Source organism: Crocinitomicaceae bacterium (assembly GCA_016708105.1).
In the GTDB taxonomy this organism is placed as follows: Bacteria; Bacteroidota; Bacteroidia; order Flavobacteriales_D; family Crocinitomicaceae; genus JADJGJ01.
The window spans coordinates 1,836,447-1,853,668 of the sequence record JADJGJ010000001.1 but is presented as its reverse complement, the minus strand read 5'-3'; the positions used below and the strand labels follow the sequence as shown (position 1 = coordinate 1,853,668).

The window sequence follows — 17,222 nt, the reverse complement described above, 5'->3', positions numbered from 1 at the left end:
AAATTTGAAATTTTATTGATACGGCGGTGAAACTTTAAAAAAAAATCAGTGACAACAAAATTGTCGCATCATTTCAATCCATTCTGTTTTTTTGTTCCTCTAATGGCTGGATGATTCCATGGGTCATCTGGCCAGGCATGTTTTGGATAGCGTTGTTTCAATTCTTTTCGAACCTCAAAATAGCCTGTTTGCCAAAAACTTTTCAAGTCGCTTGTCACTTGCACCGGTTTGTATCCGGGAGATAAGAGATGCATGAGTACATTCACTTTCCCTTGATTGATTTGCGGAGTATTTTCCAATCCAAAAATTTCTTGAATTCTCACAGCTAATACCGGAACAGATCCGTTAGCAAAATATTCCAATGAAATTTGTGATCCACTTGGTACCTCTATTTTTGACGGAGCCAGTTGATTTAATTCATGTTGTTTGTCGTATGGAATTGAGTTGAATAAAATTTCAGCTAGTGGGAGTTTCTTTAAATCATCTTCGGTTTTTATGTTTACCAAATAGGGCATTAACCAATTTTCGCATGTGTGAAGTAGTGTTTCAATGCCAACATCAGGCCATGATAGATCATGATTCCATTTTCTGAGGCAAAGAATACGATTTTGAAATTGAGTAACTTCCTTATTCCAGTCAAGTAGGTGCGTTCCATTTTTTTTCAGCGTTGACAGTATGGCTTTTTGAATAGTGTTTTGATCAGGATTTCTCAGCGGATCTGATTTTAGAACAATACTCCCAAGTCTGGTTTCAACCATGGCTTGTAATTCTCCTTTTTTACCATTCCATTGTATTACTTCGCGCTGTTTGAGCAGGGGTTTAAGATCAACCGGATTCAACGGAGATGCCATAAAAATTTTACCTGTTCCTTCTCTTGCATCCAAATGAGCAATAGCTAACCAAGGTTCATGTGCTAAATCATCTTTGTAATCAGCCATTGCTATATTGCCACCTGACAATTGAAACAAGGCATTATTACCCGGACGCGCTGATGCAATACGTTCAGGATAGGCATAAACCAATAGCATACCGGTGAGATAGGGATCAACTATACTATTGTCTTCAGATGTGTTAAATAATTTTCTGTATTGCTCAGCAGTTTTGATCAATCGAAAGAATTTTTTTGACGGTGATTTTGCTTCTCGTTGTCTGCGAAGTGCGGTGATTCTTTTATTGATGTCAATTCCATCTTCTTTTGACAAAGGATCTTTTTCATCAAGCAGTGCTGCAATGTCAGCAGCAAGAGACAAAGCCCGAGGTTCATGTTCAACTGCCATCAACATCATGTGAGCAATTCGTGGATGACAAGGCAAGTTATGCATGCGTTTACCATGCTCCGTAATTTTTCCATTTGCGAATGCGCCTAATTCTTCAAGCAGCTCATTGGCCATTTTTAAATTATGTTCAGGTGGTAAATCAAGCCAAGCAAGTTGTTTAACATCTGGCACTCCCCAAATGGCAAGATCAAGTACTAAAGATGAAAGATCAGCAACCAGTATTTCTGGCACACGATGATTAGCCAACTTAGCATGCGCAGGACGAGACCACAACCTGTAACAAGTGCCTGCTGCCAGTCGTCCTGCACGCCCTGCTCGCTGATCAGCACTGTCTTTTGAAATCAATATTGTTTCAAGTTTTGATAGCCCGGTACGTGCATCAAACTTCTGAGTTCTGCCATATCCACAATCAATCACATTGGTCACACCTTCTATTGTTATTGATGTTTCAGCAATAGACGTGGCAATAACTATTTTTTGTTTTCCATTCTTTGATGGCATAATTGCGGCCATTTGCGCTGCGGGTGGCAAATTACCATACAAAGGATGTACTTCTGTTGCAGACAATGAGTTTTCAAGAAGTGCTGCACATTTTTTTATTTCTCCTTCACCGGGCAAAAAAATTAAAATATCACCGGTTTCTTTTTTGTTTTGAATTAATCGTGCGGCTGTTTGCGCACAAACTTCAGGCAATAAAAAAATATCCTGCTGATCAAGATAATTAATTTCAACCGGAAATTGTTTTCCTGAACTCTCAACTACCGGCGCATTAAGCAAGGTCTTTAACTCAGGTAAATTTAAGGTGGCAGACATGATTAATATTCTCAGTTCAGGTCTCAACACTTGTTGACATTCACGGCTAAACGCAAGTGCTAAATCAGCATGTATACTCCGTTCATGAAATTCATCAAAAATCACCAAACCAACTCCGTTGAGTGTATTATCTGTTTGGAGCATCCGCGTGAGAATACCTTCAGTTACTACTTCAATTTTTGTCTTGGATGATGTTTTTGTTTCAAAACGTATTCTATACCCAATAGTTTCACCAACTGATTCGTTCAATAAATCTGCCATGCGCATAGCTACTGTTTTTGCAGCTAATCGTCTGGGTTCAAGTACAATTATTTTTTGATCACGTAACCAAGCTGCATTCAAAAGTTCAATTGGAACCAGTGTACTTTTTCCGGCACCCGGTGGAGCACTTAGAATGGCGGTATTTTGCTGCTCAAGCGTTTCTTGAATTTGATTTAATACTTCAATAACCGGAAGATGAATATGTTGAAGCGCAGTGTGCATGTATGATCAGCAGAAAGTAAATTACGTCATGAAAAGCTTATCACAAACGGCATTGATACTCAAATACCCTTATGAGTCCGGTAACAAAATTAGCAAGATTGATTGGTTAGCTGAATTTTCAATAAAGGATATTTATGCAATATGGAATAGAGATTAAAGAATGCCTGCTTCTTTTTTACACTTGCGAACTTTTCTCGCGTGGCGATCTCTTTGCTCAGGTGTTGTATTTGGTTGGGTCAACAAAGTTTTACAATGTTTGTCTACTTCTTCCATACGCAATAAAATCAAATCAATTTGTGCCTCATCTTCAGTCTCCATGATCGCTTTTTCAATAGAATCATTTTTTACAACACAATCACAGAAATCCCATTGCACGCCATATTTTTCTTCAATTTCATTTTGAATAGCGAGGCTGTCATTGACATAACCGCCCGTATCAATAAACTTATTAGTATCAACATATATCTCGTCAGGCAATAAGGTGTCCTGAATAGCGTGATCACCATGCTCTGCCTGGTCATTATTTCCACAATAACAACATGCCCCGAGTGCAAGTGCCATCGAGCCGCAAAGAGTATAAACAACCTGATAGAGTTTTGGTTTGTGCATAAGTGATTTATTGATTTAAACAACAATTTTAAAAAAAATTCGTAACTTATGGTATAGAATTTGTCATTATTCGTTTCATATGAGGTGGACAATTTATAGCTTCTTATTTTTTTGTATGGGTTTTCAGGCTGTTGCTCAACAGAATCCGGATTCACTTAAATTATATGAATCTGAACCGGTAACCGTGTATACCAAAGATTATATGCGTCAGTATAATCAGGCAAAACGCATCATTGTAAAAGTGTATCCTTATGCGTTGTATGCTGCTGATGTGCTTGATGAAATCAATAATAATCTGGGATCAATTGAGAAGAGACGCAAACAAAATAAATTTCTGAAAGAATCATATCAAAATCTCAAAGATGAATTCAAGTATGCATTTTATGAAATGTACACGTCAGAAGGGGTGATGTTGATGAAACTGATTCATCGTGAAACAGGGTTAACGGTGTATGAAATTGCAAATCAATACAGAGGGAAATCTAATGCCGAAATGTTTGAACTCATGGGTAAAATTTGGGATCAGGATATACGGGTACAATTTGATCCAATTGGAGTTGATAAAATTGCTGAACATGTAATTCGCGATATTCAAAGTGGGTTAGTTCCTTTCAATAATGAGGTAGTCATTCTAACCAAAGATGATTATAAAGTTGAGCAGCAAAAGGATCATGAAAGAAAAGTTCAAAAACGCAAGAACAATAAAGAGCAAAAGAAGAAAGAACGGGCGAAGAAAAAGGATAAAGGACAAGAATAGTTTTTTTATTTGCTAAATGGTTAATATATTTTAAAAATTGCATGATGGTATTCTCAGTCTGCTTTTTGTGCTTTACTTTGTACTGATGCGTTTTTCTTTATTCATAATCATCTTTTTATTTTCTTTCACTGCCGGGGCACAAACCCTAAGTGAAAATGATTCTCTCATCACAATCAAAGGATCAGTAAAAGACACGAATGCAACCGTTGGATTTTACAATTTGATGGCAATCAACAAAACAGTTGGAAAGGGAATTTTTGGTGACTACAAAGGCAATTTTGAAATCACGGTAAAAAAGGGTGATGTTGTTTCTATCTCAACTGTAGGTTATCAATCAGTATCCTTGTGTTTTAAAGACTCAACATATAAATCAGAATATGAAGTTGTGATTTATCTTAAAATGTTGGTATATACCAGTGATGTGGTTGAAGTAACACCACTTAAAACACTGGAAGAATTGCAGGAAGAGCGCGCAAATATTGCAAAAAGAGAAGTGCCAACCGTTACCGCGGTGAATGTTATTCAAAGCCCAATCACGGCATTATACGTGGCTTTTAGTGAACGTGAAAAAACTAAACGTATGGTGGCAGACATGGAATATCAAGATCAACAAGATGATATCGTGCGTGAAATTCTACGAGTTTATGTTCACAATGATATCATTGAATTAGATGAAGCAGAATTTGAAGAGTTTATCAATTTCCTCAATTTGAATACCGAATTCTTAAAGACAGCAAGCGATTACGAACTGATAGTATACATTAAAGATAAATTTGAACATTACCAACTGATAAAAGAAGGATATTGAAAATACGCTGCGCTGAACTTTAAGTCAGGTAAATTGTATTGAAAAATAAAATCATGAAAAATATCCTCCTTCTTCCTTTTCTTTTTTCGTTGACAATAGCTTTTGGTGCCAATTTTAGCAGCGATACAAAATCATACCAAATTGTAAAATCAGAATTTAATAAAGATATCCCTGATGGCTATTTTGTACTCAAAGGATTTGTAAAAGATAAAAATTCAGGCAATGCCATTGGCGGAGCTGTGCTAACTGACTCAACACAAACAAAAGGAGGTAATACAACTACAGACGGCGCATTCACATTTATGTTTCCTCTAGCTGATAGTATTTTGTATTGCTATTCTGAAAATCATTTTGAAGAAATCATTCGTCATCAGTTTAAAGAACATTATGCTTATCTCATAGAAATAAATTTAAGTATGGCGGTAACTGTCACTTTCAAACCGGTGATCTATTTATATGGAGATGATGTTACAGCGGAATTGGAAATTGTGCCAACCGGTGAGTTCAAATTTGTGTATCCGCCATTGAACAATAATAAATGGAATATTAATTCAAGCGCTGATGGAATATGCACGGATTTGTCAACCGGTAAAAAATATCCTTATTTATTTTGGGAAGGAAATCACCCAAACCTGCACTTTATTCAAAATGAAAATTCGCTTGAAGCTTTTTTAATTGATACAGATACTTCAGTGATTTTTTTTGAAAACATACTTGCTGAAATAGGTTTGAATACGAAGGAAGCAACTGATTTTATTACATTTTGGGGACCTCGTGTACAAGCTTCACCCTACGTGTTAATTCAATTTTTAACTACTCAACAATATGGCAAGGAAATTGCTGAATTGAAAATAAATCCGCAACCACAAAATATTTTGCGCTTACATATGTATTTTCTGCCTCTAGAACATGACAAACTGAACATTGAACTAATAAGACCTCATTTTCAAAAAATCAGCAGAGAAGGTTTTACCGTAATTGAATGGGGCGGGTCAGAATTGAAGCCTGAACAATTAATCAATTGATTTTTATTAACTTGGTATATAATTCTTTTTCTGTTTACAATAATTTTAGTACCAAATAACACTGTGCGATGAAAAAAATTACCAGTTTATTGCTCCTCTTAATTCCAATTATTACACTAGCTGAAGATGGTCCTTCTGATATCAGAAACTACATTGTATTGTCTGATTTGATAGATAAAACTATACCTGAAGGCCAATTCATTATTCAAGGAACCGTGGTGCGTTCTGATGTACAAACCGGTGATGGCACTATTCCGGTGTCTGATGTTTTGGTTGGGTTCAATGGAAATGAAACTACAGTAACATCTGATTCGTTAGGACGATTCAGTCTTACCGGCAATGTTGACAAGGATAAAGAAATTTATTTTTATAAAATTGCTTGGGCAGAATTTATGATTTCTGATTTACTGATTGAGGAAGGACATCGCATCACAATTCGAGTTAATTTTCCATCTGAAGGTGAAGATTTTATTAAACGAAAACCGGTAATTTATTTGTACTCACCAAAAGAATTAAATGCACACATCACTTTGGATCCCAAGGGAGATTTTAGCTTTACGTATCCAACATACAACAATGGGTGGTCAGTAACAGTAGGGCCAACAGGCATTTTAAAGGATAACAACACGAATAAATCGTATCCCTACCTTTTCTGGGAAGCAAAATCAAATCCTGTTTTTTACAACGTGACAAATCAACAAGTAGAAGGATTTGTTATTAGCACCGATACTTGCGTTCAGTTTCTAGAAAGTCAATTAAGTGTACTTGGCTTGAATGCAGTTGAGCAAACTGATTTTATTACGTATTGGGGACCGGTATTACAGCAAAAACCATTTGCGCTAATTCAGTTTTTAGTAGATGATGAATGTCAACATCTGATTGCTGAAATGAAAATATCACCAGAACCTGATGCCATGAGAAGAATCTTTATGCTTTGTTCATTGTTAGATGACTCAGCAACGGGAATGGAAATTATACATCCTACCTATAAAAATTTTGAACGAAATGGTTTTACGGTTGTAGAATGGGGAGGTGGAGAAATTGACCTTCACCATCTAAAACCATAAACATGTTTAAATATATATTCGCCGGCATAGCCTTTTTAAGTGCGTTTAACGCAAAAGCAGATATGCGAAAATCCTTGAGGACATCAAGCGGTTTTGTTGTTGTGTCAGATGAATTTGATCAAAATGTTCCGGTGGGCAAGTGTCTAGTTCAGGGATATATTTATCAACAAGAACAAGATTCTGCAGGAATCTACCTCATTATTCAAAATGGATTAGTCAGCACCCTTGACGCAACCAAACAAGCATTTAGCAATGAAGATGGTTTCTATAAAATTCTGCTCAGCAGTGCGGATACCTCATTATATTTTTTTGCCGAAGAATTTGAAGAAATTGTAATCTGGAAATATCTTTTCAAAAGTCAGCATAAGGTGCAAATTGATTTTTATGCAGATTATAATTGGGGAAATATGACGGTTGATAAACCGGTAATCTATTTATACAATGATACAACTATTCATGCTGATCTTAGCTTTAATCCAAAATCAGAACTTGTTTTTACCTATCCTGCGTACAATGGGCAATGGAGTTTCACGGTGAATCAATCATCCATTACAAATGACCGAGACAATAAAGAATATCCCTATTTATTTTGGGAAGGTGAAACTAAAAATCTGAATTTTATTTCTCATCAAAATGTTTTTCACGGTTTTATTGTCAACACTGATACGCTTGTGTCATTCCTTGAGAATACATTAACCACAGCAGGTTTGAATCAAACAGAACAAACAGATTTTATAAGTTTTTGGGCACCTAAGATGTTACAGCATGAATTGGTTTTTATTCAATTTTTACAGAATGATGATTATGATAAGCACATCAGTAATATGCAGATTAATCCTCAGCCTGAAACATTGATTCGGCTATTCATGTTGTATGTTCCGCTTGAAAATAGTCAGCCTGAATTTTTTACTACTGAACAAACAATTGTTCCTGCTCACCGCACAGGATTTACCGTGGTAGAGTGGGGAGGAAGTGAAATTCACACCGTAAAACACAATCCATAATACATGTAATTATGAAAAATATTTTTCTTGCATTTGCTTTTCTGATGGTTTGCATCACTGAAAATTTGCATGCTGAAACAATTCGCCGAGATTATTATGAAATTATTTCGGATGAATTTTCAGAAAGTGTTAAGCCAGGAACATGCAAAGTAACCGGTTTGGTTAAAAGCGTGGATGAAGTTTTAATAAGTGGAGGAACAATTGCAAATCTTGGACGCAGCCGCTCAACAACTACAAAAACAGACGGAACATACGACCTTGTTTTAACGGCAAAAGATACCGCCATTTTTTTCTATCACCCTGATTTTGGTGAAATAGTTCTTTGGAATTACCCATTTAAATCGCAACATCATGTGGTAATTAATTTTTATACACGTGAAAAAAGTGACGTGCCTGTTGTTGATGAAAAGCCTGTTATTTATATTTATTCTCATGAGCAAAGAGAAGTTACATTATCTGTTCATCCACAAGAAATGAGTTTTACGTATCCTGCTGCTGACGAAAACAATGAGTGGATAATTTTAACTCAGGCTGACGGAACATTCATGAATACGAAAGACAATAAATCATATCCATATCTTTTTTGGGAAGGTCTTTCATACGAGTTGAACTATTATATCAATTCACAAAATCAAACTGTAGGTAATTTAATTTCAACTGATACTTTGGTTTCTTTTTTTGAAAATACCTTGACCTGTTTAGGTTTAAATGCAAGAGAACAAACAGATTTCATCACGTACTGGGGGCCAAAAATTGTGACAAGAGAATATGCTTTTATTCAATTTCTGACAGATGAGGAAGTGGATGAGCATATAGGTGTATTGAAGGTTGAACCACAACCCCATACCTTGAGGCGAATTTATATGCTTTACACTCCATTGGATAACATGAATAATTTCACTAATTTTATTCCGCAAACCTTTTTGCCATTTACCCGAAAAGGTTTTACCGTAATAGAGTGGGGAGGCAGTTGCATGCCTCAAAACAAGCTGCTTTAATAGTGTTTTGCGGAATTGATTTATGCCAAGTAATATTAGACTATGAAAAATATTTTCCTGATTTTGATTTTCTTCTCATGTAAATTTTCCATGGCGTACGAATATCCATCCATGCCTGCATATGAAATTGTGTCAGACACCTTGGATAGCTCAATTAAAAAAGGAGTTTGTATCATTGAAGGTTATGTGCGTGAAGGATCAGGAACCATTCTACCCGTTGCTACTGTTTCTAATGTTGACGGAACAAGAAAAACAAAAACTAATGCCACCGGTCATTACTATCTTAAATTGACTTCTGAAGATACGTCTGTATTTGTATATCATGTGAAATATGGTGAAATTGTAATTCCTGACTATGATTTCAAATCTCAACATAGAGTAGTGATTAATTTCTACTTTGAGAAAAAAGCTGAAGGAAATCAAAATGTCAAAAAGCCGGTTATCTATCTCTACAATGAAACAGCCATGAGAGTTTCTGTGAGTTTAGATCATCCGGGAATGACTTTCACGTATCCAAAAAAAGAGAAAAGTTGGGAATTGCTTATCACAAATGGCAATGAATTGACAGATGTTGTTACCGGAAAAAAGTATCCGTATTTATTCTGGGAAGCAAAAACATCTGGTCTTGAATACGAGAAAAAAGATGGAATTATTTACGGTTATATGGCATCATCTGAAGATGTTGTCAATACACTTGAACATGTGCTTACAGCAGCAGGATTAAATGAACGTGAATCAACTGACTTCATTACATTTTGGGCACCGCAATTGATAGAATCATCGTATGTTTTCATGCAGTTTGTCACCCAAGATATTTATGCAGAAAAAATTGCACCAATTAATGTATCTCCTGAACCAGATAGTCAATTGAGATTATTCATGTATTATACTCCGTTGAATTCACCTGAAGAATTTGGGAACTGGCAGCAGCAAGAAGAATTTACTCCTTTGGTTCGCACAGGTTTTACTTTGATTGAGTGGGGTGGTGCGGCTATTGAAACGATAGTTCAATAAATTGATGTGCTTTGATATCAGTACTTTCTATAGTTTGACAAATTTGGTTGTTCTGGTTTCGTCTTCAAAAAATGCCTTTACTGTATACGTTCCCGCCGTTAGATGTGAAATATCCAAACTGGTGATATATGAATAAGACTTTTGTTCTTTCACCAGTTTACCTTGGCTGTCGTAAATTTTGATGGCTATTTCGTTGTTGAAAGGGTTACTTAATTTTATATCAATAATGGAAGATGCTGGATTGGGATAAATTTCCATTGCTCCGTTAAAACTCAAATTGGGGATTGAATTAAAATCCTCCCGCACGTGAAGTGGAACATAAGGAGTGTTAGTTTTGATAAGTAAATACAATCCAACACAAACAGAATTGGTGTTATAGGTGTCAAAAGCACCGGAATTCCAAATTGCCCACAAAGCATTTTTCCATTGCGGATGATCCTCGTTTTCATACATGGCAACTTTCCAAACACCAATTAAAAAAGCATAAGCGAGATCACGAACACCAAGATAGGCTGGATCAATTACACCCAAAGAAGAAATTTCCAATGCTAGATTATCTAACATGGCAACCAAATATGGTTTAAGTTCTGCCGCTCTGGTATTATCTCCCCGATCTCTAAAGGCAACATAGGCTTCGGTAAGTGCCCAAGCATTCATAGCATTGTACCATGGAAGTGAATTGTGCCCATCCCACATTCTGCCAGGGGTTTGTGCAATTGAAACTAAAGATGAAAAGGAGATTGCCGGTGAGGTGCCATCTACAAAACCATCATTGGTTTGGTCGTAAAGTATTCCGGGCAAAAGATTTCTATCCAATTTTTCATTCAAAGCATCTTTGTATATCGTCTCACCTGACCACAAATAAAGTTCTGCCAGAAGCCAAATTAATTTTGCCGTGTAATTGTGATTTTTTACCGGATATTCATTAATTGCCCATTTTCCGGCAAGGACTGACGCGTTTTTGAATTTACTTTTTAGCACAGAATCATCTTGCTGTATTGCCGCTTCAATCATGTGTACGCCTGCCCAGCCATGATCATATGCGGCGCCACCATCATAAAAATCAAGTGCCGGATATTGATCAGCAATTAAAAATTCTTCAGCATTGAATAGTCCAAAATCATATGTGATGCAAAGTGAAGGAGCATTTGAACATACATCTTCTACTGAACTTCCAACTACTCCACCCGGATAACAAGGATGACCGCTGCCTACATGGATATAAGCAAATATACCTTCATGCTCCGCGATGACACTTGAAACGGTAGATGAAGTGTATTGTTGTGCTGTCATCATTTCTCCAACTTGTGCAAGCAAATTAAGCGAAATGCTATAACCGGCAAGGTTTGCGTAATAAGCGCCTAATACTGCATTGCTTTCATACCGGGCAATTCTCGGACAATCAATCAGGATAGCTTCAATAGCTGGTTTGTGTATCGTGTTCCAAATATTTTCTATTTCAGTAAGTGTGGGTTCAGTGAAATCTGCAGAAACATAATTGATTATTTCCTGTGGACAGCCAAGACTGTTACCTCGGGTGTTTTTAGCATTGTTGATTGCTGCAATAACATCACTGATTGTACCATAACGCATTTGGTATATAATGTCAGCCTCATCGCTTGAATTACCATAGTCATTTCCACATGGCTGAGAAAATGAAATGACGGAACTCAAGGTGAGTATTATGCTTACTAAAATGCTAGTCAGTAAATTCATATTGAACTAATCAAAATAAAAAATAGGCTCTGTGATGTTCGCAAGCTACATCTTTTTTTCAATTGCATCTGCCAATAATTCAGCTGCCTTTGGATTTTTTCTGAACCAAAGTTCAGGTTCTACCAATTCCAATTCGCATAAAGCAAGTTGATCATCATTATCCCACATCACGTCAACACGGGCATAAAGCGGAACAGGTGAGCAGGCACGCACTGCATTTTCAGCAAATTCAATTTCTTTTTTTGATGCTTTATACGGGTGAACGGTTCCTCCCCAATCATCTTGTACTCGGTAATCACCCTCTGCTGCTTTTTTTAATACGCTATGGGTATAAATACCATCAATAACAATATGTGATACTTCTCCTTTTTCAGAAATGTTTTTTTGAAATGGTTGAATCAACATTGATTCATTTTCAATAAGTTTTTTGAAGATTTCTTCATGCGTAAAAATATTGCCGGGTTCAAGACGATAGGTATGTCGGCCTGCACCAGAAATAGCCGGTTTAATAACACTTTGGTCCCATCCAGTATGATCAATTAATTGCTGTAAGGTCATCTCTGATCCTTTTTCAACAAAATAAGAATGTACGATTGGAATCCCTTTTTTTTCAAGATCATGTAGATAGTGTTTGTCCATATTCCATCTCACCAGATCATAAGAGTTGATGAGTTTTGTAGAATGATGAACCTGATTCAACCAAACATCAAATTCTGAAAACCGGTGAAAATAATCCCAGGTTGTTCTGAATAATGCAAAGCGTGTAGATGTCCAGTCAAAATCAGGATCTGCCCAATCTTTTTTTATTGCATGAATACCTTTTTGATGAAGCGCGTCAAGCACCAAACTGTCTTCTGTCAAAACCTGATCAGTATACCAATCAACTGTTTTTGGATCAATGTATTTTGCCTCTGTCAGCAAAACTACATCATATTTTTTTAGTTTTTTCATGCTTTCCTTGCAAGTCAGCGAAATCGGCGCAAAGATAAAATGAGAATCAGTATAAATGACTGAATTTCAAATTAAAATAATGATTTATTGATCTAAAACGTAAAACTCAGAGAATTGCGAAAATAGTAATTCGTTTTTCTGATATCCAAGATATCTCTGGAATCGTGCGTTAAATTATAAATCATACGAAATGTAAGATGTTTATTGATAATTATGCGCAATTGAGTTTCTGATGAAATTCGATAATTACCAAAGTCTATCAGTTTAGGCTGAAAATAGGTGATCACGTTCAATCCAATATGATCTGTAAATTGACCATCAAAAGAAAAGTATGAATTAAAAAGAATATCTTCAGAAATTCCATAATCTGTCATGTCTTCATATTCAGCCATAAATCCGGTTCCTGTATTTAATTGATAATTCTGTTTATCTAACAAATGAAAACGGATGCCTGTTCCGCCCAGCAAACGCAAATTAATTTTTTGAATTTTATTGAACTGAGCCTGCTCAAAAAATTCCAAAATCACATTACCTGAATCTTTAAATGAATAGTTGTAGCGAATATGCTCAAACCCCAGATTGACAATACTCACATCTTTTGTTTGTACCAATGAATGATCAGTCAATAAAAGCACTTGATTTTTTCCTTTGCGATAAGCAATTCTGCATCTATCACCCAGTTGAAAAAGTTGCACCGTATTCATGGTAAAATTCAAACTCAGATCAACGCTACCTGTCCATCCTTCTTGTTTTGTTGACAGACGCATGTTTTCAATATTGACAATTTGACCTGCACTCATGAATGGAAGCATTATGCAGAAAATTATTAGTACTCTCATGAAACAAATATAGTTGAAGAGATACTTACCCGAATTCAAAAAGTACTTTTTCAAGCGTGTAATATGTCAACTTATTGGCTGCACCACAGAATTGGATTTTATAAAGTGCAGTACAGATCAAATAAGTGAATTGCAATTTTATGCCAGGTACAATGATCCATGTATCGCTTCGGAATTAGAAGCGCAAAAAGAATGAAATCGTGGCTTTTGCTGCAAGTTCATTCATTCCGTTTTTATTGAATTCAGCCCCAATTGACAGTGCGTAAGACATTCCCAAGAGACGAGTGAGATTTACACGCATTCCATTCGTGTAGTACCAAACTCCATAATATCTTTGAGTATAGATAGTAGGCCCTTGATATGTGGTCTGAGCTTTTTCTTCAATACGATAATTTCCTTCAAATCCGGTAAAACAGTTCAGAATATGTCCACGGTAATAATAGTGCATTAATCCAGCTCCAAATTCTAACTTCAACCTATCGTAGTAATTTTTATCATCTGTTGGAAATCCTATTCGAACAGGAAAAAGTAAAGAAAAATTTCTTTTTTTTGTTGGATAGAATTCAAAATTTGCACTGTATGCCCGCAACATGAGATCCAAGGGGTTCAATTCAAAGAGGAAGTATTTTTTCTTGTCTGCAATTTCTATTTTATACTTTGAAAGATCCTCTCTGTTACCATTTTCAAATTCAATCAACGTAACTGTTTCAGTTCGTATTTTAATCAGTGCACCGTTGCCTTCACCATGTATGTAATATTGATAGGTGATATACTTGTCTGAAACTTCAATCACTTTTACTTGAAGCACTTCCCCGTTCATTAAATGCACCTTATCTTGACAGAAGCCAGACCATGTTGCCAAAGTGAAAAAAAGTATCCAAAGTTTTGTCATAGGTTCAGTTTTTTAATCCACCACCTGACATTATCTTGAAGCTAATCGCATGATGATAATGGGAGATAAACCGTTTATAGCAAAACAACCGGATAGATTTAAAAGTTACAGTAATAGCATAATTATTCCTTACAATCTTTAGCAATTTTCAATACTTCAACTATTCCGGCTTTTTTAAAATCATCAAAATTTTGATATTTTTCGGCTACTTTATCAACTGCACAATCACAATAGTGAGTTGCCTTATCTGCACTCATTAATTTTCCGGCGTGCTCTTCACAACTGGCAACAAATTCTTTGATTTGCTTTTTGGTCCAGTATTTTGCTGCGCCTTTCATTACGGCTTTGCAACTTAAAAGGGAAAGACTTATCAGGGATAAAACCAAAATTTTTCGCATCAGATTTGAATTAAATTCATTCAAGTATAGTCAAAAAAAAATCCTGCCAAAGAAGCGACAGGACTTTTTTTTTGAACCTAAAATTTATATTAAGCAACTTTTACTCCCATTACTTCAGCCATTTTTTTACCAATTTCAGCAGGTGAATCAACTACGTGAATTCCGCACTCACGCAAAATACGCTTTTTAGCTTCTGCGGTATCATTTTCACCTCCAACAATAGCGCCTGCATGTCCCATAGTTCTTCCTTTTGGAGCAGTAACCCCTGCAATAAATCCAACAACGGGTTTTGTTCCATTTTCTTTAATCCAAGCAGCGGCATTGGCTTCTAAATTTCCGCCAATTTCACCAATCATAATGATACCATGTGTTTCAGGATCATTCATCAAAAGCTCAACAGCTTGCTTAGTGGTAGTTCCAATAATTGGGTCACCTCCAATACCAATAGCAGTAGTGATTCCCATACCTGCTTTCACAACCTGATCTGCCGCTTCATAAGTTAATGTACCTGACTTGGATACAATACCAATATTTCCTTTTTTGAAAATGAAACCGGGCATAATTCCAACTTTCGCTTCACCCGCAGTTATTACTCCCGGGCAGTTTGGCCCAACAAGTCTACAATTGAAACGTGAAATATATTCTTTAGCACGCACCATGTCAGCAACCGGAATTCCTTCAGTAATTGCAATAATTACTTTAATGCCTGCATTGGCTGCTTCCATAATTGCATCTGCAGCAAAAGCCGGCGGAACAAATATGATAGAAACATCAGCACCTGTTTTGGCCACTGCATCTGCAACCGTATCAAACACCGGACGATCCAAATGTTGCGTACCACCTTTGCCCGGAGTTACACCTCCTACAACGTTGGTTCCGTATTCAATCATTTGCGTGGCGTGAAAAGTTCCCTCTCCACCAGTGAATCCCTGAACAATTACTTTTGAATTTTTATTTACAAGTACTGACATATCATTTGTTATTTAGCGTTTCAAAAATATGTATTTTAAACTAATTCGTGCTCATTGTGAATGAAATCATTATTAATACGCTGAATTTATGTGTTTTCGCTTCTCTACCTGTAAAGTTATTAACGAATTGCATGAGCTGAATCAAGGTTGACATGCTCTGATTCCCTATCTTTACCCTGATTTAATAAGGATAACGTTTTTATGTTTTTTCAAAACACTGAAGATACTATTTGTGCTATTTCAACTCCCGCAGGCGCTGGAGCCATTGCGCTTATTCGGGTATCCGGTGATAAAGCTCTTTCAATTGTCTCGTCACTATTCAGCAAGAATTTACTTCAGGTTGCTTCACATACCGCTCATTTTGGTCGTATTAAAAACCAGATTGAAATATTGGATGAAGTTGTTGTGACCGTATTCAAAGGTCCACATTCATTTACGGGTGAAGACTTGGTTGAAATATCATGCCATGGTTCACGCTATATTCAGACAGAATTAGTGAACTTAATCATTAGTAATGGAGCTCGTGCTGCCGGTCCGGGAGAATTTTCGCTGAGAGCATTTCTGCATAAAAAAATGGATCTCAGTCAAACAGAAGCAATCGCTGATTTGATTGCTGCCAATTCTAGGGCTGCACATAAACTTGCCATGAATCAGATGCGGGGTGGCTTTGCCAATGAATTGCAAAATGTCAGAGCAAATTTACTAGAGTTTGCCGCGCTCATTGAACTTGAATTAGATTTCAGTCAGGAAGATGTTGAATTTGCAGACAGAACGCAATTGAGACAATTAGTGGCAAACATGATTGAACGAATTTCGAAATTGTCTGATTCCTTTCGTATTGGAAACGTGATAAAAAATGGAGTACCTGTTGCCATCATCGGTGCGCCTAATGCAGGTAAATCAACACTACTCAATGCCTTGTTGAATGAAGATAAAGCAATTGTTTCTGAAATTCCCGGCACTACACGTGATGTAATTGAAGATGTCATGCTGATTGATGGGGTAGAGTTTAGGTTTATTGATACAGCAGGTATTAGAGAGACATCTGACCGAATTGAAATTTTGGGAATTGAAAGATCATTTGAACAAATTCGCAAATCATCTATCATACTTTTACTGTTTGATATAACCACTGAAAAAGAAGATAAAATTCTTGAACGTATTCAACAATTCAGAAATCAATCTGTGTCAGCAGATCAAGCGCTGATTCCGGTTTTCAATAAACAAGATGAGTCTTCAGAAGAGAATTTTAAAAAGCTTAAAGATTCAGGTGTTTTCATATCTGCTAAAACAAAAGAAAACTTGAACGATTTAAAGCAACAAATTTTAAAAGCAGCAGGAGATTTTTCAGATACCCAAAACTCATTGATTGTGACCAATGCCCGCCATTATGAATTATTATGTAAATGCTTGATATCATTGGAGAGAATTCAATTGGGTTTACAAGATAATCTTCCAGGTGATTTGCTGTCGCAAGATATTAGAGAAACGATCCATTATTTAGGCGAAATCACAGGTGAAATTACCGGTGACGAAATTCTTGGTGCAATTTTCAGTTCATTTTGTATCGGGAAATAACTAATATACAATCATTTAATAC

At 36.3% G+C, this 17,222-nt stretch carries 16 protein-coding genes; 8 read left to right on the top strand and 8 right to left on the bottom strand.

Features of this window, described 5'->3' with window-relative positions:
• Nucleotides 1–68: 68 nt before the first annotated feature.
• On the bottom strand, nt 69–2,573 hold the full coding sequence (gene hrpB / locus IPH66_08065; GenBank protein ID MBK7129299.1) for an ATP-dependent helicase HrpB: 2,505 nt from the start codon (nt 2,571–2,573) through the stop codon (nt 69–71).
• A 153-nt stretch (nt 2,574–2,726) separates the two neighbouring features.
• Nucleotides 2,727–3,182, bottom strand: a complete 456-nt coding sequence (locus IPH66_08060) for a hypothetical protein (GenBank protein ID MBK7129298.1) — start codon at nt 3,180–3,182, stop codon at nt 2,727–2,729.
• 115 nt (nt 3,183–3,297) lie between these two features.
• On the opposite strand from IPH66_08060, the gene IPH66_08055 reads away from it, so the two are divergent.
• The 7 genes from IPH66_08055 (at nt 3,298) to IPH66_08025 (ending at nt 9,855) form a co-directional block, all read left to right on the top strand.
• On the top strand, nt 3,298–3,939 hold the full coding sequence (locus IPH66_08055; protein MBK7129297.1) for a DUF4294 domain-containing protein: 642 nt from the start codon (nt 3,298–3,300) through the stop codon (nt 3,937–3,939).
• An 85-nt stretch (nt 3,940–4,024) separates the two neighbouring features.
• Nucleotides 4,025–4,747: a hypothetical protein gene (locus tag IPH66_08050; protein ID MBK7129296.1), complete on the top strand. Its 723-nt coding sequence runs from the start codon at nt 4,025–4,027 to the stop codon at nt 4,745–4,747.
• A 53-nt stretch (nt 4,748–4,800) separates the two neighbouring features.
• Complete coding sequence (locus IPH66_08045) at nt 4,801–5,772, top strand: hypothetical protein (GenBank protein MBK7129295.1); 972 nt, start codon at nt 4,801–4,803, stop codon at nt 5,770–5,772.
• A 68-nt stretch (nt 5,773–5,840) separates the two neighbouring features.
• Entirely contained in the window at nt 5,841–6,839 is a 999-nt protein-coding gene (locus tag IPH66_08040) for a hypothetical protein (protein ID MBK7129294.1), read from the top strand.
• 2 nt (nt 6,840–6,841) lie between these two features.
• Complete coding sequence (locus IPH66_08035) at nt 6,842–7,843, top strand: hypothetical protein (GenBank protein ID MBK7129293.1); 1,002 nt, start codon at nt 6,842–6,844, stop codon at nt 7,841–7,843.
• Between the two features lie 11 nt (nt 7,844–7,854).
• The gene (locus tag IPH66_08030; GenBank protein ID MBK7129292.1) at nt 7,855–8,841 is read left to right on the top strand and encodes a hypothetical protein; all 987 of its coding nucleotides are present in this window, start codon (nt 7,855–7,857) and stop codon (nt 8,839–8,841) included.
• A gap of 42 nt (nt 8,842–8,883) precedes the next feature.
• Complete coding sequence (locus tag IPH66_08025) at nt 8,884–9,855, top strand: carboxypeptidase regulatory-like domain-containing protein (GenBank protein MBK7129291.1); 972 nt, start codon at nt 8,884–8,886, stop codon at nt 9,853–9,855.
• A 27-nt stretch (nt 9,856–9,882) separates the two neighbouring features.
• On the opposite strand, the gene IPH66_08020 is transcribed toward IPH66_08025, so the two are convergent.
• The 6 genes from IPH66_08020 to sucD all read right to left on the bottom strand — a co-directional run bounded on the left by IPH66_08020 (nt 9,883) and on the right by sucD (nt 15,622).
• The gene (locus tag IPH66_08020) at nt 9,883–11,571 is read right to left on the bottom strand and encodes a T9SS type A sorting domain-containing protein (GenBank protein ID MBK7129290.1); all 1,689 of its coding nucleotides are present in this window, start codon (nt 11,569–11,571) and stop codon (nt 9,883–9,885) included.
• Between the two features lie 45 nt (nt 11,572–11,616).
• On the bottom strand, nt 11,617–12,522 hold the full coding sequence (locus IPH66_08015; protein MBK7129289.1) for a hypothetical protein: 906 nt from the start codon (nt 12,520–12,522) through the stop codon (nt 11,617–11,619).
• A gap of 92 nt (nt 12,523–12,614) precedes the next feature.
• The gene (locus tag IPH66_08010; protein MBK7129288.1) at nt 12,615–13,361 is read right to left on the bottom strand and encodes a DUF481 domain-containing protein; all 747 of its coding nucleotides are present in this window, start codon (nt 13,359–13,361) and stop codon (nt 12,615–12,617) included.
• A 175-nt stretch (nt 13,362–13,536) separates the two neighbouring features.
• Entirely contained in the window at nt 13,537–14,253 is a 717-nt protein-coding gene (locus IPH66_08005; GenBank protein MBK7129287.1) for a hypothetical protein, read from the bottom strand.
• Between the two features lie 122 nt (nt 14,254–14,375).
• Nucleotides 14,376–14,651: a hypothetical protein gene (locus IPH66_08000; GenBank protein MBK7129286.1), complete on the bottom strand. Its 276-nt coding sequence runs from the start codon at nt 14,649–14,651 to the stop codon at nt 14,376–14,378.
• Nucleotides 14,652–14,740: 89 nt separating this feature from the next.
• Entirely contained in the window at nt 14,741–15,622 is an 882-nt protein-coding gene (gene sucD, locus IPH66_07995; protein ID MBK7129285.1) for a succinate--CoA ligase subunit alpha, read from the bottom strand.
• A gap of 201 nt (nt 15,623–15,823) precedes the next feature.
• On the opposite strand from sucD, the gene mnmE reads away from it, so the two are divergent.
• On the top strand, nt 15,824–17,200 hold the full coding sequence (gene mnmE / locus IPH66_07990) for a tRNA uridine-5-carboxymethylaminomethyl(34) synthesis GTPase MnmE (protein ID MBK7129284.1): 1,377 nt from the start codon (nt 15,824–15,826) through the stop codon (nt 17,198–17,200).
• Nucleotides 17,201–17,222 lie beyond the last annotated feature (22 nt).

Coding starts and splice junctions, on each gene's coding strand:
- hrpB (MBK7129299.1), bottom strand. CDS start 2,573: ATGCACACTGCGCTTCAACATATTCATCTTCCGGTTATTGAAGTATTA.
- IPH66_08060 (MBK7129298.1), bottom strand. CDS start 3,182: ATGCACAAACCAAAACTCTATCAGGTTGTTTATACTCTTTGCGGCTCG.
- IPH66_08055 (MBK7129297.1), top strand. CDS start 3,298: ATGGGTTTTCAGGCTGTTGCTCAACAGAATCCGGATTCACTTAAATTA.
- IPH66_08050 (MBK7129296.1), top strand. CDS start 4,025: ATGCGTTTTTCTTTATTCATAATCATCTTTTTATTTTCTTTCACTGCC.
- IPH66_08045 (MBK7129295.1), top strand. CDS start 4,801: ATGAAAAATATCCTCCTTCTTCCTTTTCTTTTTTCGTTGACAATAGCT.
- IPH66_08040 (MBK7129294.1), top strand. CDS start 5,841: ATGAAAAAAATTACCAGTTTATTGCTCCTCTTAATTCCAATTATTACA.
- IPH66_08035 (MBK7129293.1), top strand. CDS start 6,842: ATGTTTAAATATATATTCGCCGGCATAGCCTTTTTAAGTGCGTTTAAC.
- IPH66_08030 (MBK7129292.1), top strand. CDS start 7,855: ATGAAAAATATTTTTCTTGCATTTGCTTTTCTGATGGTTTGCATCACT.
- IPH66_08025 (MBK7129291.1), top strand. CDS start 8,884: ATGAAAAATATTTTCCTGATTTTGATTTTCTTCTCATGTAAATTTTCC.
- IPH66_08020 (MBK7129290.1), bottom strand. CDS start 11,571: ATGAATTTACTGACTAGCATTTTAGTAAGCATAATACTCACCTTGAGT.
- IPH66_08015 (MBK7129289.1), bottom strand. CDS start 12,522: ATGAAAAAACTAAAAAAATATGATGTAGTTTTGCTGACAGAGGCAAAA.
- IPH66_08010 (MBK7129288.1), bottom strand. CDS start 13,361: ATGAGAGTACTAATAATTTTCTGCATAATGCTTCCATTCATGAGTGCA.
- IPH66_08005 (MBK7129287.1), bottom strand. CDS start 14,253: ATGACAAAACTTTGGATACTTTTTTTCACTTTGGCAACATGGTCTGGC.
- IPH66_08000 (MBK7129286.1), bottom strand. CDS start 14,651: ATGCGAAAAATTTTGGTTTTATCCCTGATAAGTCTTTCCCTTTTAAGT.
- sucD (MBK7129285.1), bottom strand. CDS start 15,622: ATGTCAGTACTTGTAAATAAAAATTCAAAAGTAATTGTTCAGGGATTC.
- mnmE (MBK7129284.1), top strand. CDS start 15,824: ATGTTTTTTCAAAACACTGAAGATACTATTTGTGCTATTTCAACTCCC.